Consider the following 17,925-nt stretch of genomic DNA (forward strand, 5'->3'; position numbering starts at 1 on the left):
GTATGCAACAGCCGATACGAGGTACGACCCGTGCGGGTCTGCAAGCCTAGGGAGGGAACATGAGGCTTACAGCAATGACAGCAACGATGGCTCTGGTGGCGGGGGCGGCTTTTGCCGCCGACGTGGCGCCGGGCGATCTGCAGTTCGACGAGTACGGCGCCATCGAGGAGTCGCTGACCGGCATGGCCGGCGATGCGGAGAATGGCGCCAAGATCATGGCGTCGAAATCCAAGGGCAACTGCATCGCATGTCACGAAGTGACGGCCCTGCAGGACGCGCCGTTCCACGGCGAAGTCGGCCCGATGTTGGATGGCGTCGGTGGGTATCGCTCGGCGGCAGAGCTTCGCGGCATCGTGGCAAACGCCAAGATGACCTTCGAAGGCTCGGTGATGCCGGCGTTCTACAAGACCAAAGGCTTCATCCGTCCGGGTGATGGCTACACCGGCAAGGCACCGGCAGGCGACGAACTTCCGCCGATCCTGACCGCGCAAGAAATCGAAGATGTGGTCGCATTCCTGCTTACCCTGCAGGACGGCTGATCAACCCCAAAGCTCTAAGGAGAATGACGATGGAATTTACGCGTCGCGAAACTCTGGCGCTCGGCGCCGGCGCTGCGTTGATGACTGTTCTGCCGTTCCGTGCAAGCGCAGCGGCAGCAGAAGACGTGATCAATGAGTTCACCGGCGGTGCAGCCGTCGCGGACGCAGGCATCGACCTGACCGCGCCGGAAATCGCCGAAAACGGCAACACTGTTCCGGTGTCCGTGTCCGCAGAAGGTGCGACCAGCATCCTGCTGCTGGCAACCGGAAACCCGACCCCGGGCGTTGCCACCTTCAACTTTGGCCCGCTGGCCGGCGCGCAGTCCGCGTCGACCCGCATCCGTCTCGCTGGCACCCAAGATGTTGTGGCCATTGCGAAACTGGCCGATGGCAGCTTTGCCCGCGCCTCCAAGACCGTCAAGGTCACCATCGGCGGCTGCGGCGGCTAAGAATAGGAGTTCAGAACAATGGCATCTGGTGTTAAACCCCGCGTCAAAGTCCCGAAAAAAGCAGCTGCTGGTGACGTGATCACCATCAAGTCGCTGATTTCGCACAAGATGGAATCCGGTCAGCGTAAAGATGGTAGCGGCAACTTGATCCCGCGCTCGATCATCAACCGCTTTACCTGTGATTTCAACGGTCAGAACGTGATCGACGTCACGCTCGAGCCCGCAATCTCGACGAACCCGTACTTCGAATTCGAAGCCCAAGTCCCCGAAGCCGGTGAATTCAAATTCACTTGGTACGACGACGATGGCGACGTTTACGAAGAAACCAAGTCGATCGCAGTGTGATCACGGTTTTCTCTGCCCCGCTGGACGGTGGGGCAGGGACCTTAAGGGAGGGAAATATATGAAATTCAAGGCTCTGACAGCTGCTGTCGCTCTCTTCGCCGCACCGATGGCCTTTGCCGGTGGCGCAGATGACGACAACCTTGTCATCAATGGCGATCTTGAGATCACCACCAAAGCCGCCGCCCCTCAGCACCTTGACGGTGTTCTGGATGAGGTGATTTCCGGCTGGCACTTCCGCTCTGATGAAACTCAGGCGCTGGAAATGGACGACTTCGACAACCCCGGCATGATTTTTGTCGATCAAGCTGTGGACCAGTGGAACACCGCCGAAGGGTCCGAAGGCAAGTCTTGCGCGGACTGTCACGGCGCGCCCGAGGATATGGCTGGCGTGAAGGCCGTGTATCCCAAGTGGAACGAAGCCGCTGGCGAAGTGCGGACACTGCAAATGCAGATGAACGACTGCCGGACCAACCGCATGGGCGCGGACGCATGGAAGTACGATGCGGGCGATGCCATCAACATGGTTGCCCTGATGTCTTCCGTGTCTCGCGGGATGCCGGTCAATGTCGCGACCGACGGTCCGGCCGCCGAATTGTGGCAGAAGGGCAAAGACCTTTACTACACCCGCACGGGCCAGTTGGAGCTGTCCTGCGCGAACTGCCACGAAGACAACTACGGCAACTACATCCGTGCGGATCACCTCTCGCAGGGGCAGATCAACGGTTTTCCGGCCTATCGTCTGAAAAACGCCAAACTCAACGGCGTGCATTCGCGTTTCAAAGGCTGTGTGCGTGACACCCGCGCCGAGACCTATTCGCCCGGCTCCGAAGAGTTCATCGCACTCGAGCTTTATGTTGCATCGCGCGGCAACGGCCTGTCGGTCGAAGGTCCGTCCGTTCGTAACTAAAATCTAAACAAACCCCGCGTCGTCCGCACGATGCGGGGTTTCTTGTTAACAACCCATTCACACATGCGCATGTGTGTCGTGAGACAGAAAGATCCCTTCCTATGATCTCTAGACGCGATTTTCTGCAAGTTTCCATGGCCGCCTCGGCGATGGTCGGCGCTTCGGGCTTTGGCAATTGGGCGCGTTTGGCTGCACAGCAAAGCCTGACCCAAGACCAGTTGCTGCAATTCGACACTTTCGGGAACGTCAGCCTGATCCACGTCACCGACATCCACGCGCAAATGGTGCCGATTTACTTCCGTGAACCGGAGGTGAACATCGGGGTTGGCGACAACAAGGGCCATGTGCCCCACATCACCGGCGCGGATTTCCGCAAAGCCTATGGCATCGCGGACGGGTCTCCCTCCCACTACGCGTTGACCTACAACGATTTTTCGTCGTTGGCACAGGCCTATGGGCGCGTCGGTGGTCTGGATCGTGTGTCCACGGTGATCAATGCCATCCGCGCCGATCGTCCCGACGCGCTGCTGCTGGACGGCGGCGACACCTGGCACGGCTCTTACACCTGCTACAAGACGCAAGGGCAGGACATGGTCAACGTGATGAACGGGCTTAACCCCGACGCGATGACCTTCCACTGGGAATTCACGCTGGGGTCTGAGCGCGTTCAGGAAATCGTGGAAAATCTGCCGTTTGCCGCGCTCGGCCAGAACATTTTTGACGCCGAGTGGGACGAACCCGCCGAGCTTTTCCCGCCCTACAAGTTCTTTGAGCGCGGCGGCGTCAAGATCGCCGTGATCGGCCAGGCCTTCCCCTATATGCCCATCGCCAACCCGCGCTGGATGTTCCCGGAATATTCATTCGGTATTCGCGACGAAAACATGCAGGCGATGGTCGATGAGGTCCGCGCGCAGGGCGCCGAACTGGTCGTCTGCCTGTCGCACAACGGTTTCGACGTCGATAAAAAGATGGCTTCCAAGGTGACGGGCATCGACGTGATCCTGTCCGGCCACACCCATGACGCGCTGCCCGAGCCGGTTCTGGTCGGCGAGACGATCATCATCGCGTCGGGGTCCAACGGCAAATTCGTCTCTCGCGTCGATCTGGACGTGCGCGATGGCCGGATGATGGGCTTCCGCCACAAGCTGATCCCGATTTTCTCGGACGTGATCGAGCCGGACGCCAAGATTGCCTCGCTGATCGAAGAACAGCGCGCGCCCTTCAAGGCCGAACTCGAAGAGGTCATCGGCCAGACCGACAGCCTGCTGTACCGCCGCGGCAACTTCAACGGCTCGTGGGATGACCTGATCTGCGACGCGCTGATTTCCGAGCGGGAAGCCGACATCGCCATGTCGCCCGGCGTACGTTGGGGCCCGTCGATCCTTCCGGGGCAGGACATCACGCGCGAGGACATCTTCAACGTGACGTCAATGACCTACGGCGAGGCGTATCGCTCTGAAATGACGGGCGAATTTATCAAGGTGATCCTTGAGGACGTGGCCGACAACATCTTTAACCCGGACCCCTATTACCAGCAGGGCGGCGACATGGTGCGCATCGGTGGCATGGGCTACCGTGTCGATGTCTCCAAGCCGCAGGGCGAGCGGATCAGCGATATGACCCTGCTCAAAACCGGCGAAGCCATCGATCCGTCCAAGACCTACATCGTCGCCGGCTGGGCTTCGGTGAACGAGGGCACGGAGGGTCCGCAAATCTGGGACGTGGTCGAAAGCCACATTCGCAAACAGGGCACCATCACGCTGGAGCCCAACAATTCGGTCGAGGTGGCGGGCATCTAACGCCCGTCTACTTGAGAGGAGACAAACATGACCACAGAGAACAAGGGCGCATCGCGCCGTCAGTTCCTGACCGGTGCTGCCGCCATTGGCGCGGGCACGGTCGCGGCAACGGTGGCCAAGGCGGCGGGGCCCGATCCGCTGATCACCGAGGTTCAGGAATGGGCCAGCGGGTTGGGCGACGGCGTCGACGCGACGCCCTACGGCCTACCGATCAAATTCGAAGACGACGTGGTGCGCCGCAACGTGCCTTGGCTGACCGCCGATCCGATCTCTTCGATCAACTTCACGCCGATCCACGCGCTCGATGGCACGATCACCCCGCAGGGCTGCGCCTTTGAGCGTCACCATTCCGGCGCGATCGAACTGTCCAAGGCGGATTATCGTTTGATGATCAACGGCTTGGTCGACAAGCCCCTGGTCTTCACCTACGAAGACCTGGAACGCTTCCCGCGTGAAAACCACGTGTACTTCTGCGAATGCGCCGCCAACACCGGCATGGAATGGGCGGGCGCGCAGCTGAACGGCGCGCAGTTCACCCACGGCATGATCCACAATATGGAATATTCCGGCGTGCCGCTGCGCACCCTGCTGGCCGAGGCCGGTCTGGACGCGGCGGGCGATTTCAAGGACAAATGGGTCTACGTCGAAGGCGCGGATGCGTCCTCCAACGGGCGCTCGATCCCGATGGAAAAGGCGATGGACGACGTGTTTGTCGCCTTCAAAGCCAATGGCGAAGCGCTGCGCAAAGAGCACGGGTATCCCGTCCGTCTGGTCGTTCCCGGCTGGGAAGGCAACATGTGGGTCAAGTGGTTGCGCCGCATCGAGGTCATGGATGGCCCGGTTGAATCGCGCGAAGAGACCTCCAAGTACACCGACACGCTGGCCGACGGCACCTCGCGCAAGTGGACCTGGGTCATGGATGCCAAATCCGTGGTCACCTCGCCCAGCCCGCAGTCGCCGATCAAGCACGGCCACGGCCCGCTGGTCATCACCGGCCTTGCGTGGTCCGGCCACGGCAAGATCACCCGCGTGGACGTGTCCAAGGATGGCGGCAAGACCTGGGAAACCGCGCGTCTCGCCGCCGAGGGCGAGGATAAAGCGCTGACGCGTTTCTACCTCGACACCACATGGAATGGCGAAGAGATGCTGCTGCAATCGCGCGCCATCGACGAGACCGGCTATGTTCAGCCCACCAAGGCGCAGCTGCGCGAGGTGCGCGGCCTGAACTCTGTCTATCACAACAACTGCATCCAGACCTGGCATGTGAAAACCAATGGTGAGGCCGAAAATGTCGAAGTCTCTTAATCTCTTCGCGGGCGCAACTGTCGGTGTCGGCTTGATGCTGACGGCGGCCTATAACTTTGCCGACCGCAATGTGACCGCTTTCCCGGAAAAATCGCGTGTTTTGGGCGCTTTGCCCGCGCCGATCCCCGAACCCGAAGCGCCCGTTCAGGTCGCCGAGGCGGCGCCGGCCAGCGAAGGCATTTTGGTCTCGGCGGCTCATGCCGATGAGGCCAGCGCTGGCCTGCGGTTCGGTCTTGGCCGCGAAGCGCTGCCCGAGGAAATCGCAGCGTGGAACGTCGACGTCAGCCCCGATGGCACGGGTCTGCCGGACGGCTCTGGCGATGCCATCGACGGCGAGCCCTTGTTCGAGGAAAACTGCGCAGTCTGCCACGGCTCTTTCGCAGAAGGCGTTGATAACTGGCCGAAATTGGCGGGCGGCGACGGTACCTTGGCGGATGAGGACCCGCTGAAGACTGTCGGCTCCTACTGGCCGTATCTGTCGACAGTGTTCGACTATGTCCACCGCTCGATGCCCTTTGGCAACGCGCAGTCGCTGTCGGCGGATGAGACCTACGCCATCGTGGCCTATATCCTGTATTCGAACGACATGATCGACGACGATTTCGTCTTGTCCCGCGACAGCTGGACCGAGGTCGAAATGGGCAACGCCGACGGGTTCATCATCGATGACCGGGCAGAGACCGAGTATGCGCAGTGGCGCACCGAGCCTTGCATGGAAAACTGCAAGGAAACGGTCGAGATCACCATGCGCGCAACGGTGCTGGACGTGACCCCGGACGAAGAGGGCGCCGAAGAGGCCCCCGCCGAGATGGATCACTCTCCGGCCGTGGCAACCGCAGCGCCTGTTGAAGAGGCCGCAGCCGAGCCTGCCGCAGAAGCGCCTGTTGCCGCCGCTGCGGCTCCCGCCGCGTTGGATGCAGAGCTGGTTGCCGCCGGCGAGAAGGTCTTTAAAAAGTGTAAGGCCTGCCACCAGGTTGGCGACGGTGCCAAGAACAAGACCGGCCCGCAGCTGAACGCAATCGTCGGTCGCGCGATTGGCGGCGTGGATGGCTTCAAATACTCCAGCGCCATGGCCGAGCACGGCGGCGTCTGGGACGAAGCGGCCTTGGCGGCGTTCCTTGCCAAGCCCAAGGACTATATCAAAGGCACCAAGATGGCCTTTGCGGGTCTGCGTAAGGATGACGACATCACCGCCGTCATCGAATACCTCAAGTCCACGGCGCCATAAGCCATGAAGTGGACACTGGTAGCATTCACACTTGCGTTGGCCCCTCCCGGGGCCGCGCTGGCGCAGGACACGGCCGATGCGATTGGTGATGCCGATCGCGGGGCCAAGGTGTTTCGCAAATGTACAGGATGTCATCAGGTCGGGTCCGACGCGAGCAATCGCGCCGGGCCTCATCTTAATGGCATCTTCGGTCGGCGCGCGGGCAGCATCGAAGGCTTTGATTACTCAAAGGCGATGGACCGGGCGCATGACGACGGCATGGTCTGGGACATCGAACATCTCGATGCCTACATCGAAAATCCGCGCGCCTTGGTGTCGGGCACACGTATGTCCTTTCGCGGCTTGAAAGATCCGCAAGATCGGCATGATGTGCTGGCCTATCTGCGCCAGTTCACGGCCAACCCGCAGGACATCCCCGAGTCCGCGCCGACAGCAGTGGCCCGAGAGGTCGAGCTTCCGCCAGAAATTCTCGCGATTGTGGGGGATGCCGAGTACGGCGAGTACCTCGCGTCAGAATGTTTGACCTGCCACCAAAGCGATGGCGCGGATGCGGGCATACCTTCGATAACCCGTTGGCATCCCGAGGATTTCGTCGTCGCAATGCACGCCTACAAGCGCAAGCTGCGGCCCCACCCGGTGATGCAGATGATGGCCGGTCGGCTGTCCGACGAAGAGATCGCGGCGCTGGCCGCGTATTTCGAAAATCTGGAGTAGCGCGCGACAATCTCCGGATTTCATAAAATCTCAACGCCCCGAGCGATCAACTATGGGGCGCGTATCCCGTTTGGTGCCGAACAGACAATAAACAGCGGCACCGCGTTTTTCAGTCCATAGGAGGAGACGGACATGAAGTTTAATCGTAGAGCCTTTATCGGGACAGCGGCGGCTGCCGCGTCCATGGTCGCGCCGATGGTGCGGGCGCAGGGCAAGCCCCGGGTCGTCGTAATCGGCGGCGGGGCAGGGGGCGCAACCGCAGCGCGCTATATCGCCAAGGACAGCAAGGGTGAAATCGACGTCACCCTGATCGAGCCGACGCGCACCTACTACACTTGTTTTTTCTCGAACCTCTACATTGGCGGGTTCCGCGATTTGCAAAGCATTGCGCATACCTACGCGACCCTCGCCAGCGAGTATGGCATCAACGTCGTGCATGACTATGCGACCGGCGTGGACCGCGACGCCAAGACCGTTGCCTTGGCCGGTGGGGGCCGTGTGTCCTATGACCGTCTGATCATCAGCCCCGGCATCGACTTTATCGATGGGGCGGTACCCGGTTGGGACGTCAGCGCGCAGGACGTGATGCCCCACGCCTACAAGGCCGGCACGCAGACCGCGCTACTGAAATCGCAGATCGAGGCGATGCCACAGGGCGGAACCTATGTCATGGTCGCGCCGCCCAACCCGTACCGCTGCCCGCCCGGCCCGTATGAGCGGATTTCCATGGTCGCTCATGTACTTAAGGAGAAAAATCCGACCGCCAAGATCATTATTGCCGATCCAAAGGCCAAGTTCTCTAAGCAGGCTTTGTTCGAAGAGGGCTGGCAGAAACACTATGGCGGGATGATCGAACGCATCGGCCCGGACTTCGGCGGAGAGAATGTCTCGGTGCGCCCCGACACGATGGAGGTCGATGTCGACGGTGAGGTGATCAAAGCCGACGTGGTTAACGTCATCCCGGCGCAAAAGGCGGGCCATATCTGCGAGGCCGCCAGCCTGACCGAGGGCAATTGGGCGCCGGTTGATGGCCATACCATGCAAAGCCGTTTGGACGAGAATATCCATGTGCTTGGCGATGCCACGAACCAGGGCGACATGCCGAAATCGGGCTTTTCCGCCAACAGTCAGGCCAAGGTCGCGGCTATGGCGGTGCGCGGCGCGCTGACCGGAAGCCGCGTCTTCCCGGCGAAATTCTCGAACACTTGTTGGTCGTTGATCAGCACGGATGACGGGATCAAGGTTGGCGCATCCTATGCCGCCACCGATGAAAAGATCGCTAAAACGGATGGCTTTATCTCGGCCACCGGCGAGGATGCGGCATTGCGCAAGGCGACCTACGAGGAAAGCATCGGCTGGTACGAGGGGATCACCTCGGACATGTTCGGTTAACCTTTTGAAAACCAAGAGGGGCGCGGCATTGCGCCCCTTGATCTTTGCCGCGCCGAGGCGCAGCGTCAGATCATGCCACACGGACACCACCACCATCATCACGACCGCGAAGGCGGCGATGGCAAAATGGCCGCCGCCGTCGGTGTGAACCTTTTGTTGACGATTGCGCAGATTATCGGCGGGATCGTCTCGGGCAGTCTCGCGATGATTGCCGACGCGCTGCACAACTTTTCGGACGCGGCGAGCCTGATCATCGCCTTTTGGGCGCGCAAAATCGCCCGCCGTCCCGCCGATGACACCATGACCTTCGGCTACGCCCGGGCCGAGATCGTCGCCGCTCTGATCAACCTGACCACGCTGATTGTTGTCGGGTTTTACCTGATATACGAAGCGGTTATGAGGTTTTTTGCGCCCGAACCCGTGACCGGCTGGCTGGTCATGGTGATCGCCGGAGTTGCCCTCGTGATTGACCTGATCACCGCCGCGCTGACCTATTCGATGGCCAAAAACAGCGTGAATATTCGCGCGGCCTTTATGCACAATCTGGCCGATGCCATGGGGAGCGTGGCGGTCATCCTTGCGGGCGCCCTGATTTGGGCCTTTGGCTGGAATTGGGTCGACCCTTTGATGACGCTTTTGATCGCAGGCTACATTTTGTGGATGGCGTGGTCTGAAATTGGCGGTGTGGTCCGGATTTTAATGCTTGGCACCCCGCCACAGATGGCCCCCGAGACCGTCCTTGCCACCGCCGAAGAGGTCGACGGGGTCGATAGCCTGCACCACGCACACCTTTGGTCGATGGATGAACATGACGCCGCGCTTCAGGCGCATTTGGTCGTGAAATCAGGCGCTTGGGCGCGCGCTGACGCGATCAAACAAGAGGTCAAGATGCGACTGTCAGAGGTCCACGGGCTGACACATGTGACCCTTGAAATGGAATGCGCGACGCATATCTGTTCAGGCGTTAAACGTATTGGCCATTAACCAAATCCTCCGGCGCGCGGGACAACAGGCCGCAACAAAGAGCGCGCATTCAACCTTTTGGCAGCCCATTCGCGTTGAATTCACCGCCCCCTCTTGCGACCCCCCATGGCCGACACTAAGACTCAAGTAACTAATCAGCGTTACTAAAATTCTGGAACACGAAACGTAGGCAGGGCCGATGAAAGATCCGATCGAAACATACATGAACCTCGTTCCCATGGTCGTCGAGCAGACGTCGCGCGGCGAACGCGCCTATGACATCTTCTCGCGCCTGCTCAAGGAACGGATTATTTTCCTGAACGGCCCGGTGCATGACGGCATGTCGTCGCTGATCGTGGCGCAGCTTCTGCACCTCGAGGCGGAAAACCCGTCCAAGGAAATCTCCATGTATATCAACAGCCCCGGCGGTGTCGTCACCTCTGGTCTGTCGATCTACGACACCATGCAGTACATCAAACCCAAGGTCTCGACCCTTGTGATCGGGCAGGCCGCCTCGATGGGGTCGCTGCTGTTGACCGCCGGCGCGCCGGGGATGCGTTTCTCGCTGCCCAACAGCCGCGTGATGGTGCACCAGCCCTCTGGTGGCTACCAGGGCCAGGCAACCGACATCATGATTCACGCCGAGGAAACGCTCAAGCTCAAGCGTCGCCTCAACGAAATCTACGTGAAGCACACCGGTCAGAGCCTCGAAAATGTTGAAAAAGCGTTGGAGCGTGACAACTTCATGTCGCCCGAGGATGCCAAGGACTGGGGCTTGATCGACGAAATCGTGACCAACCGCGTCACGGAAGACGACTAAGACGATTGCCCCGTGGCCATCGGGTTGCGGGGCGAACTTTCGGATTGTGGCGCGCAAGCGCCTGTCCTAAGCTTGCGGGATAGACGGCGACCCGCGCAAGTGGGGGTGCGGAAAACGCCCTCTGAGAAGACGATGAAACCGGCGCAGACGCCGGGAAAGGTGCATGATGGCAACGAATTCAGGCGGTGACAGCAAGAACACCCTCTATTGCAGCTTCTGCGGCAAGAGCCAGCATGAAGTCCGCAAACTGATCGCCGGCCCCACGGTGTTCATCTGCGACGAATGCGTCGAGCTGTGCATGGATATCATCCGTGAGGAAACCAAGGGCGCGGGCCTCAAATCCTCCGAAGGCGTTCCGACGCCCCGCGAGATTTGTGAGGTTCTGGACGATTACGTTATCGGTCAGGCCAAGGCGAAACGCGTTTTGTCGGTGGCCGTGCACAACCACTACAAGCGTTTGAACCACGCGCAAAAATCGTCGGACATTGAGCTGGCGAAATCCAACATCATGCTGATCGGTCCGACCGGTTGCGGTAAAACGCTGCTGGCGCAGACCCTCGCGCGGATCTTGGACGTGCCATTTACCATGGCGGACGCGACCACGCTGACCGAAGCGGGGTATGTGGGGGAGGATGTGGAAAACATCATCCTCAAGCTGCTTCAGGCCTCGGAATACAACGTGGAACGCGCGCAGCGCGGCATCGTCTACATTGACGAAGTCGATAAAATTACGCGTAAATCGGAAAACCCCTCGATCACCCGCGACGTATCGGGCGAGGGCGTTCAGCAGGCGCTGCTCAAGCTGATGGAAGGCACCGTTGCCTCGGTTCCGCCGCAGGGTGGGCGCAAGCATCCGCAGCAGGAATTCCTGCAAGTGGACACGACCAACATCCTGTTCATCTGCGGCGGCGCGTTTGCCGGTCTTGATCGGATCATTGCTCAGCGGGGCAAAGGGTCTGCTATGGGCTTTGGTGCCGACGTGCGTGATAACGACGACCGCGGCGTGGGTGAAATCTTCCGCGATCTCGAACCCGAGGACTTGCTGAAATTTGGCCTGATCCCGGAATTCGTCGGCCGTTTGCCGGTTGTCGCCACGCTTGAGGACCTTGATGAGGACGCTCTGGTGACGATCCTGACCCAGCCCAAGAACGCTTTGGTCAAGCAGTATCAGCGCCTGTTCGAGATGGAAGATACCCAGCTGACCTTCACCGACGAGGCGCTGAGCGCCATCGCCAAGAAGGCCATCGAACGCAAGACCGGTGCACGCGGCCTGCGCTCTATCCTCGAAGGCATTCTGCTCGACACCATGTTCGAGCTGCCGGGCATGGAAGAGGTGACCGAGGTTGTCGTGAACGAAGAGGCCGTCGGCGCCGATGCCAAGCCTTTGATGATCTACGCGGATCAGAAAAAAGAAGAAGCCTCGGCCTAATCTTGCCCAGGCGATTTCAACAAAGGCCAGCCTTTGGGCTGGCCTTTTGCGTTGCGGAACCCTCTGGACGAAACGCGTGCCGCTGGCTAAGCGATGTCCAAACAGGAGAAGCAAAATGACCATCAAACGCATTCACACCGGCAGCCCCTTTGAGGCGAAAATCGGCTATTGTCGCGCCGTTGTCGCGGGCGGTTTCGTCCACGTCGCAGGCACCGTGGGCCAAGGCGACGACGTGGTGGAACAGTGCCGCGCGGCGCTGGACGTCATCGGCGAAGCTCTTGCCGAGGCGGGCAGCGGTTTCGACAAAGCCGTGCGCGTCAACTACTACCTGCCTGATGCCGCCGAATTCGAACCGTGCTGGCCGGTCCTGACCGAAGTGTTCGGCGACAACCCGCCCGCCGCGACCATGGTCGAATGCAACCTGATCGACTCCAAGTATCGGATCGAGATCGAGCTGACCGCCTTGGCCTAAGCCAAGTCGCAGATTTTAAGCGAAAACCGCCTGCTACGGCCCCCTGCGGCAGGCGGCACACTGGACGAGGGCGTCAGATTTCGCCATAACGCTGGCAAGAGAAACAGGAGTCGTCCATGGGCATTCTCAACACCCTTCTCAAAGCGGTCACTTGGTGGAATGGTGCCACCCTCAACACCTTGCTCTACACCCGCCGTCACGGCATCAAGGTGGGCGAGGACGAGCAGGGCAACACCTATTACCGGACCGAGGACAGCAAGCGTCGCTGGGTGATCTTCAACGGCGAATCCGAAGCGTCCCGCGTCAGCCCCGATTGGCACGGCTGGCTGCACTACACCTTTGACGAGCCGCCCACCGACAAGCCGCTGGCGCACAAGTCCTGGGAAAAGCCGCATACGGAAAACCTGACCGGCACGGCCTTGGCCTATGCGCCCGCAGGGTCGATCCGCCGCGCAGCCCCAGCAGAGCGCCGCGACTACGAGGCGTGGAGCCCGGAATGAGCCATTCGGCGACCGAAGTCACCGTCGGCGGGGTCGTCCTTGCCGCGGCCTTGGCCTTTGGTGTCTACACGATCCAAAGCACCGGCTTTTCCATGGGCAGCGCGGGCTATGACCTGCGCGCCTCTTTTCGGTCGATCGAAGGCGTCAGCGTCGGCACCGATGTCCGCCTTGCGGGCGTCAAGGTGGGCACCGTCACGGATGTGGGGCTGAACACCGAAACCTACCGCGCCGATACCGTGGTGACGATTTCGAACGGGGTCGAGATCCCCGACGATTCGGCCATCGTGATCGCGTCCGAAGGTTTGTTGGGCGGTAACTTCGTCGAAATTTCTCCCGGCGGCTCTTTGTTCTACTTCCAGCCAGGTGATGAGATTCTGGACACCCAAGGGTCCGTCAGCCTGATTTCTCTGCTGCTCAAATTCGTAAGCGGCGGCGGGGACAGCGAATGAAACGGCTCGCCTTTGGTGTCGCCTTGCTGCTGGGGCAGGGGGCTGCTGCACAAGAAGCGGTCAACTGGGGCGATGGCGCCGTTCTGCGGTCCTTGGACAAGCTCGACGCCAAGGTCGAGGATCTCACTCTGAGCAACGGAGAGGCGGCCACAATGGGCCTGTTGACCGTCGAGCTTACAGAGTGCCGCTATCCCGTGGGCGACCCGTCCGGCAACGCCTATGCCTTTCTGACCATTCGAGAAAAAGGCGTCGACGAGCCCGTGTTCCGGGGCTGGATGATCGCGGCATCACCGGCGCTGAACCCATTGGAGCACGCGCGCTACGACGTCTGGGTGTTGCGCTGCACCACCTCTTGACCGCTCGCGGCGAGCGGCGCGGATAAGATGTCCGCTTCGACCTCCAGCGCGTCTGTCAGGTGTCTTCGATAGGCGTCCTTGGTGATTTCCTGCCCGCCCAAGCTGGCGAGATGCGGGGTGATGAACTGGGTGTCAAACAGCCGAAATCCCGTTCGGTTCAACAGATCGACGATCCAAGCCAATGCGATTTTCGACGCATCCCGGCGCCGAGAAAACATCGATTCGCCGCAGAATGCCCCGCCAACCGTGACGCCGTAGACGCCTCCGACCAGCTCGTTATCCATCCAGACTTCCAGGGAATGGGCGTCCCCTTGGTGATACAGATCGGTGTAAAGGCTGCGGATTTCATCGTTGATCCAAGTCTCCGCCCGGTCCGCGCAGCCATCTATGACGCCGTCGAAATCGTGGTTCAGCGTAACCTGATAATCGTTGCGTTTCAGACGCTTGGCCAAACTGCGAGAGATGTGGAACCCGTCTAGAGGCAAGATGCCACGCCGCCGCGGCTCGACCCAGAAAATCTCGGGGTCATGGCGATGTTCGGCCATCGGAAAGATGCCCGAGCGGTAGGCGTGCAGCAACAGATCAAGAGTTACAGTCATACCCGAGGTTTAAACACGCCGCGCGCGGCGCTGCCAGACGGAAGCTGCGATTCGGGCGTGGAAAAACCCTTGTGCCAATCCGGTCTGTATCGCGTACGAGGTAAATAAATGCGGTACAGATCGGATCGGCACAAAGGCTGTTCAAAAGGTTAACGTCGCCGCCGGCGAACGGGTTCCCGCGCGGCAAAATAAAACGGGGCCGAAGCCCCGCTATTTTAAGTCAAACCACCGGCATCCAGCCATTTTTCCAACCAGTGAATGTTGTACTCACCGGTGTGAATGTCCTTCTCCTGCAAAAGCGCATGGAACAGGGGCACCGTGGTGTCGACGCCGTCGACGATCAGCTCGCCCAAGGCGCGGTTCAGGCGCGCCAGCGCTTCGGGGCGGTCGCGACCATGCACGATCAGCTTGCCGATCAGACTGTCGTAGTACGGAGGGATTCGGTAACCATCGTAAAGCGCCGAGTCCATCCGCACGCCCAGACCACCGGGCACGTGATACTGCGTGATCGTGCCGGGGCAGGGGGCAAAATTCGGCAGACGCTCGGCGTTGATGCGCACTTCGATCGCATGACCGTAAATGCTCAGGTCATCTTGGGTAAACGACAGCGGCATTCCAGAGGCCACGCGCAGCTGTTCGCGCACCAGATCGACGCCGAAAATCGCTTCGGTGACAGGGTGTTCGACCTGAAGGCGGGTGTTCATCTCGATGAAGTAGAACTCGCCATCTTCGTAAAGGAACTCGATGGTGCCGGCGCCGCGATAGCCCATCTTGGCGATGGCATTGGCGCAAATCTCGCCAATGTTCTTGCGCTCTTCGGGGGAAATCGAGGGGCCGGGGGCCTCTTCGAACACCTTCTGGTGACGGCGCTGCAGCGAACAATCGCGTTCACCAAGATGAACGCCGTTGCCCTGACCGTCCCCAAAGACCTGGATTTCGATGTGACGCGGCTTTTGCAGGTACTTCTCGATATAGACCTCATCGTTGCCAAAGGCGGCTTTGCCTTCGGCACGGGCGGTCAGATAGGCCTTTTCCATCTCGGCCTCGGAATTGGCGACCTTCATCCCGCGACCGCCGCCCCCGGCGGTGGCCTTGATGATCACCGGATAGCCAAAATCCGCACCGATGGCCTTGGCCTCTTCGACAGAGTTCACACCGCCTTCGGAGCCGGGAACCACCGGAATACCAAGCGCTTTGGCGGTATCCTTGGCGGTGATCTTGTCACCCATGGTGCGGATGTGTTCGGCGCTGGGTCCGATAAAGGTCAGGTCGTGATCTTCGACGATCTGCACAAACCGCGCGTTTTCGGACAGGAAACCGTAACCGGGGTGAATCGCCGTGGCGCCGGTGACTTCGCAAGCGGAAATGATCGACGGAATCGACAGGTAGCTGTCGGTGGACGAGGCCGGGCCGATGCAGATCGCCTCGTCGGCCATGCGCACGTGCATCGCGTCCGCGTCTGCGGTTGAATGGACGGCCACCGAAGGAATGCCCATTTCGCGGCACGCACGGATGACGCGCAAAGCGATCTCGCCGCGGTTGGCGATAAGAACCTTGTCAAACATCTGTGCGCTCCTCACTCGAGGATCACAAGCGGGGCGCCGTATTCGACAGGGGCGCCGTCCTCGACGAGGATGCGCTTGACGGTCCCTGCGCGGGGCGCGGGGATGTGGTTCATGGTTTTCATCGCTTCTACGATCAAAAGCGTGTCGCCTTCGTTAACCTGCGTGCCGACGCTGATAAAGGCGGGCGCGCCGGGTTCGGCCTGCATGTACACGGTCCCAACCATCGGAGAGGTCACGGCACCGGGATGTGCGGCGGGATCTTCGGGGGCTGCTGCGGGCGCGGCGGCAGGTGCCGGCGCTGCGGCAGGGGCGGCGGCCACGGCTACGGGGGCGGCAGCAACGGGCGCTGCCACAGGGGCTGCGCGGCTGACCCGGACATTCAGGCTGTCGTCATCGCCATATTCGCGCATGACCTCAAGCTCGGTCAGATCGTTGTCCCGAAGCATCTCTGCCAGTGCCTTGATAAAGGCCACATCCGACTCGTGCGTGTTCTTGCTCATACCATCCTCGCCGTTCGAAAATGCCAACGCGGCAGCATTGGCTGAGGCGTATATAGGCTAAGCTTTCGACGGTGAAAAGCGATGCAAACGCGGGAAAGGCGCATCTGTATCGGAAACGTTAGCGCCATCTAAAGCTTTCCTAACCGACCGAGAGCGTTGGGATCGGACAGTTTGCGGCAAATCGCCAGCGCGGTGACGCGAGGATTATTCCTCGGTCACAGCCTCTTGTGCCGGACTACGCGACAGATTGGCCGCCTCGGCATAGCGCGCAAAGGGCGTGATCTTGGCGTTGGCAGGCTCGGCGTTTTGCTCTGTTTCGGTCCCGGCGACCTCGCTCGGAAGCTTGGTCACAGCCTCGTCATCAGACTTGTCTGACATGATACGGTCGTAGGCTGGATCGATTGTCTCATCTTTCGATTTTTGCTCGGACCGGTCCACGCCTTCCGTTTTCGTTTCCAATTCAACGGCTTGCTGATCAAGCATCTGGCTGATCTTGATCTGCATGATCGATGGCGGTGCCATGTGAGAATCGGGGTCAGGCAGGCCACTTGCGCTCCGCCAGAATTTTTCTGCGGATTGGCCTTCGCGCATAGGCGCTTCTGGATCGCGCGCATCGGCGATCGGTTGAACCCGCGTCTCTCGGAGACCGGTGGCGTTGGTTTCCGAACGGCCCAAGACGTGACTCGAGGGCTGAGGCGTTATCGGGATAGACACGCTTGTTACTTGCATTTTACCGCTCCATCCAGCGTGCCCCCACCAGACAAAGTTAGCATAACGCAACCACTATTGCAGCGTGATCAGTCCAAATGAAGATAGTTTATGAGGGGGTGGTTAATAGATGTGAAGACCGCGCTGACACCTGTGGCGCGCTACGTGCGAAAATACGGCGCAATATGGTGTTAGTCATTGATAACGCTCAGAAAAGTTTGAAGGACTAAAGCCCTTTTTGAGATTGGAAAAGCGGGTGGGTAATTCATCAAATGATCGAGACCAAAAAGGGCGCGCCAATTGGCACGCCCTTAATGGCTCGTTTTAACGGGAATCAACGATTCATGCGATTCTCGATGAGATCGTCGACGACGGAGGGGTCGGCGAGGGTGGAGGTGTCGCCCAAAGCGCCGTAGTCGTTCTCGGCGATTTTGCGCAGGATGCGGCGCATGATCTTGCCCGAGCGGGTTTTCGGCAGGCCTGGTGCCCATTGGATCAGGTCCGGCGAGGCAATCGGGCCGATCTCGGTGCGGACCCAAGTGCGCAGCTCTTTGCGCAGCTCTTCGGTGGGCTCGACGCCGTTCATCAGGGTCACGTAGCAATAGATGCCCTGGCCCTTGATCTCGTGCGGGTAGCCCACAACCGCGGCCTCGGCGACCTTTTCATGCGCCACAAGCGCCGATTCGACTTCGGCGGTCCCCATGCGGTGACCGGACACGTTGATCACGTCATCGACGCGGCCGGTGATCCAGTAATCGCCATCGGCGTCGCGGCGGCAGCCGTCACCCGAGAAGTAATAGCCTTTGTAATCCGAGAAGTACGTCTTTTCAAAACGCTCGTGGTCGCCCCAGACGGTGCGCATCTGGCCCGGCCAGCTGTCTTTCAG

Annotated in this window: 21 protein-coding genes; 16 read left to right on the forward strand and 5 right to left on the reverse strand. The window is 60.3% G+C overall.

Translation table 11 applies throughout. From position 1 onward, the window contains the following. Positions 1-74 precede the first annotated feature (74 nt). The 16 genes from soxX to B9A11_RS15510 all read left to right on the forward strand — a co-directional run bounded on the left by soxX (position 75) and on the right by B9A11_RS15510 (position 13,667). On the forward strand, positions 75-539 hold the full coding sequence (soxX, locus tag B9A11_RS15435; protein WP_370736529.1) for a sulfur oxidation c-type cytochrome SoxX: 465 nt from the start codon (positions 75-77) through the stop codon (positions 537-539). Positions 540-568: 29 nt separating this feature from the next. Then, entirely contained in the window at positions 569-988 is a 420-nt protein-coding gene (soxY, locus tag B9A11_RS15440; RefSeq protein WP_058247168.1) for a thiosulfate oxidation carrier protein SoxY, read from the forward strand. Positions 989-1,006: 18 nt separating this feature from the next. Further along, positions 1,007-1,333 carry a thiosulfate oxidation carrier complex protein SoxZ gene (gene soxZ, locus B9A11_RS15445; protein ID WP_058247167.1) on the forward strand — a complete coding sequence of 109 codons (327 nt, stop codon included), beginning with the start codon at positions 1,007-1,009 and terminating at the stop codon, positions 1,331-1,333. 58 nt (positions 1,334-1,391) lie between these two features. Continuing rightward, positions 1,392-2,240, forward strand: coding sequence for a sulfur oxidation c-type cytochrome SoxA (soxA, locus tag B9A11_RS15450; RefSeq protein WP_058247166.1), 849 nt, complete (start codon positions 1,392-1,394; stop codon positions 2,238-2,240). 101 nt (positions 2,241-2,341) lie between these two features. Continuing rightward, entirely contained in the window at positions 2,342-4,039 is a 1,698-nt protein-coding gene (gene soxB / locus B9A11_RS15455) for a thiosulfohydrolase SoxB (RefSeq protein ID WP_058247165.1), read from the forward strand. Between the two features lie 27 nt (positions 4,040-4,066). Beyond that, entirely contained in the window at positions 4,067-5,344 is a 1,278-nt protein-coding gene (gene soxC / locus B9A11_RS15460) for a sulfite dehydrogenase (protein WP_058247164.1), read from the forward strand. Next, complete coding sequence (locus B9A11_RS15465; RefSeq protein WP_058247163.1) at positions 5,328-6,572, forward strand: c-type cytochrome; 1,245 nt, start codon at positions 5,328-5,330, stop codon at positions 6,570-6,572. The genes soxC and B9A11_RS15465 overlap by 17 nt, the downstream gene beginning before the upstream one ends. Before the next feature lie 3 nt (positions 6,573-6,575). Further along, the gene (locus B9A11_RS15470) at positions 6,576-7,286 is read left to right on the forward strand and encodes a c-type cytochrome (RefSeq protein WP_058247162.1); all 711 of its coding nucleotides are present in this window, start codon (positions 6,576-6,578) and stop codon (positions 7,284-7,286) included. A 132-nt stretch (positions 7,287-7,418) separates the two neighbouring features. After that, complete coding sequence (locus B9A11_RS15475; protein ID WP_058247161.1) at positions 7,419-8,678, forward strand: NAD(P)/FAD-dependent oxidoreductase; 1,260 nt, start codon at positions 7,419-7,421, stop codon at positions 8,676-8,678. Positions 8,679-8,750: 72 nt separating this feature from the next. Next, positions 8,751-9,662, forward strand: a complete 912-nt coding sequence (locus B9A11_RS15480) for a cation diffusion facilitator family transporter (RefSeq protein WP_058247160.1) — start codon at positions 8,751-8,753, stop codon at positions 9,660-9,662. 178 nt (positions 9,663-9,840) lie between these two features. Further along, positions 9,841-10,461 (forward strand): ATP-dependent Clp protease proteolytic subunit, encoded by a 621-nt coding sequence (locus B9A11_RS15485; protein ID WP_058247159.1) that lies wholly within the window; start codon positions 9,841-9,843, stop codon positions 10,459-10,461. Between the two features lie 166 nt (positions 10,462-10,627). After that, on the forward strand, positions 10,628-11,890 hold the full coding sequence (gene clpX, locus B9A11_RS15490; RefSeq protein ID WP_058247829.1) for an ATP-dependent Clp protease ATP-binding subunit ClpX: 1,263 nt from the start codon (positions 10,628-10,630) through the stop codon (positions 11,888-11,890). 115 nt (positions 11,891-12,005) lie between these two features. Continuing rightward, entirely contained in the window at positions 12,006-12,362 is a 357-nt protein-coding gene (locus B9A11_RS15495) for a RidA family protein (RefSeq protein WP_058247158.1), read from the forward strand. Between the two features lie 116 nt (positions 12,363-12,478). After that, complete coding sequence (locus B9A11_RS15500) at positions 12,479-12,862, forward strand: NADH:ubiquinone oxidoreductase subunit NDUFA12 (RefSeq protein ID WP_058247157.1); 384 nt, start codon at positions 12,479-12,481, stop codon at positions 12,860-12,862. Continuing rightward, positions 12,859-13,311, forward strand: a complete 453-nt coding sequence (gene mlaD / locus B9A11_RS15505) for an outer membrane lipid asymmetry maintenance protein MlaD (RefSeq protein ID WP_058247156.1) — start codon at positions 12,859-12,861, stop codon at positions 13,309-13,311. The genes B9A11_RS15500 and mlaD overlap by 4 nt, the downstream gene beginning before the upstream one ends. Then, on the forward strand, positions 13,308-13,667 hold the full coding sequence (locus tag B9A11_RS15510; RefSeq protein WP_058247155.1) for a DUF2155 domain-containing protein: 360 nt from the start codon (positions 13,308-13,310) through the stop codon (positions 13,665-13,667). The genes mlaD and B9A11_RS15510 overlap by 4 nt, the downstream gene beginning before the upstream one ends. Here B9A11_RS15510 and aat read toward each other — a convergent pair. The 5 genes from aat to B9A11_RS15535 form a co-directional block, all read right to left on the reverse strand. Beyond that, positions 13,631-14,266 (reverse strand): leucyl/phenylalanyl-tRNA--protein transferase, encoded by a 636-nt coding sequence (gene aat / locus B9A11_RS15515; RefSeq protein WP_058247154.1) that lies wholly within the window; start codon positions 14,264-14,266, stop codon positions 13,631-13,633. The genes B9A11_RS15510 and aat overlap by 37 nt on opposite strands. A 215-nt stretch (positions 14,267-14,481) precedes the next feature. Continuing rightward, positions 14,482-15,831, reverse strand: a complete 1,350-nt coding sequence (gene accC / locus B9A11_RS15520; protein ID WP_058247153.1) for an acetyl-CoA carboxylase biotin carboxylase subunit — start codon at positions 15,829-15,831, stop codon at positions 14,482-14,484. Positions 15,832-15,842: 11 nt separating this feature from the next. Further along, positions 15,843-16,331, reverse strand: a complete 489-nt coding sequence (gene accB / locus B9A11_RS15525; protein ID WP_058247152.1) for an acetyl-CoA carboxylase biotin carboxyl carrier protein — start codon at positions 16,329-16,331, stop codon at positions 15,843-15,845. A gap of 204 nt (positions 16,332-16,535) precedes the next feature. Next, on the reverse strand, positions 16,536-17,006 hold the full coding sequence (locus tag B9A11_RS15530) for a hypothetical protein (protein WP_143595895.1): 471 nt from the start codon (positions 17,004-17,006) through the stop codon (positions 16,536-16,538). Between the two features lie 367 nt (positions 17,007-17,373). Continuing rightward, on the reverse strand, positions 17,374-17,925 hold a 552-nt coding region (locus B9A11_RS15535; protein WP_143595896.1), incomplete at its 5' end, for an AMP-binding enzyme.

The sequence above is a fragment of the Tropicibacter naphthalenivorans genome, assembly GCF_900176475.1.
In the GTDB taxonomy this organism is placed as follows: domain Bacteria; phylum Pseudomonadota; class Alphaproteobacteria; order Rhodobacterales; family Rhodobacteraceae; genus Tropicibacter; species Tropicibacter naphthalenivorans.

What these genes read in the sequence shown, in the direction of transcription:
- soxA (WP_058247166.1), top strand. Translation starts at nt 1,392, where the DNA reads ATGAAATTCAAGGCTCTGACAGCTGCTGTCGCTCTCTTCGCCGCACCG.
- soxZ (WP_058247167.1), top strand. Translation starts at nt 1,007, where the DNA reads ATGGCATCTGGTGTTAAACCCCGCGTCAAAGTCCCGAAAAAAGCAGCT.
- soxC (WP_058247164.1), top strand. Translation starts at nt 4,067, where the DNA reads ATGACCACAGAGAACAAGGGCGCATCGCGCCGTCAGTTCCTGACCGGT.
- B9A11_RS15470 (WP_058247162.1), top strand. Translation starts at nt 6,576, where the DNA reads ATGAAGTGGACACTGGTAGCATTCACACTTGCGTTGGCCCCTCCCGGG.
- accB (WP_058247152.1), bottom strand. Translation starts at nt 16,331, where the DNA reads ATGAGCAAGAACACGCACGAGTCGGATGTGGCCTTTATCAAGGCACTG.
- mlaD (WP_058247156.1), top strand. Translation starts at nt 12,859, where the DNA reads ATGAGCCATTCGGCGACCGAAGTCACCGTCGGCGGGGTCGTCCTTGCC.
- soxY (WP_058247168.1), top strand. Translation starts at nt 569, where the DNA reads ATGGAATTTACGCGTCGCGAAACTCTGGCGCTCGGCGCCGGCGCTGCG.
- B9A11_RS15465 (WP_058247163.1), top strand. Translation starts at nt 5,328, where the DNA reads ATGTCGAAGTCTCTTAATCTCTTCGCGGGCGCAACTGTCGGTGTCGGC.
- accC (WP_058247153.1), bottom strand. Translation starts at nt 15,831, where the DNA reads ATGTTTGACAAGGTTCTTATCGCCAACCGCGGCGAGATCGCTTTGCGC.
- B9A11_RS15510 (WP_058247155.1), top strand. Translation starts at nt 13,308, where the DNA reads ATGAAACGGCTCGCCTTTGGTGTCGCCTTGCTGCTGGGGCAGGGGGCT.
- soxX (WP_370736529.1), top strand. Translation starts at nt 75, where the DNA reads ATGACAGCAACGATGGCTCTGGTGGCGGGGGCGGCTTTTGCCGCCGAC.
- clpX (WP_058247829.1), top strand. Translation starts at nt 10,628, where the DNA reads ATGGCAACGAATTCAGGCGGTGACAGCAAGAACACCCTCTATTGCAGC.
- B9A11_RS15475 (WP_058247161.1), top strand. Translation starts at nt 7,419, where the DNA reads ATGAAGTTTAATCGTAGAGCCTTTATCGGGACAGCGGCGGCTGCCGCG.
- soxB (WP_058247165.1), top strand. Translation starts at nt 2,342, where the DNA reads ATGATCTCTAGACGCGATTTTCTGCAAGTTTCCATGGCCGCCTCGGCG.
- B9A11_RS15500 (WP_058247157.1), top strand. Translation starts at nt 12,479, where the DNA reads ATGGGCATTCTCAACACCCTTCTCAAAGCGGTCACTTGGTGGAATGGT.
- B9A11_RS15495 (WP_058247158.1), top strand. Translation starts at nt 12,006, where the DNA reads ATGACCATCAAACGCATTCACACCGGCAGCCCCTTTGAGGCGAAAATC.
- B9A11_RS15485 (WP_058247159.1), top strand. Translation starts at nt 9,841, where the DNA reads ATGAAAGATCCGATCGAAACATACATGAACCTCGTTCCCATGGTCGTC.
- aat (WP_058247154.1), bottom strand. Translation starts at nt 14,266, where the DNA reads ATGACTGTAACTCTTGATCTGTTGCTGCACGCCTACCGCTCGGGCATC.
- B9A11_RS15480 (WP_058247160.1), top strand. Translation starts at nt 8,751, where the DNA reads ATGCCACACGGACACCACCACCATCATCACGACCGCGAAGGCGGCGAT.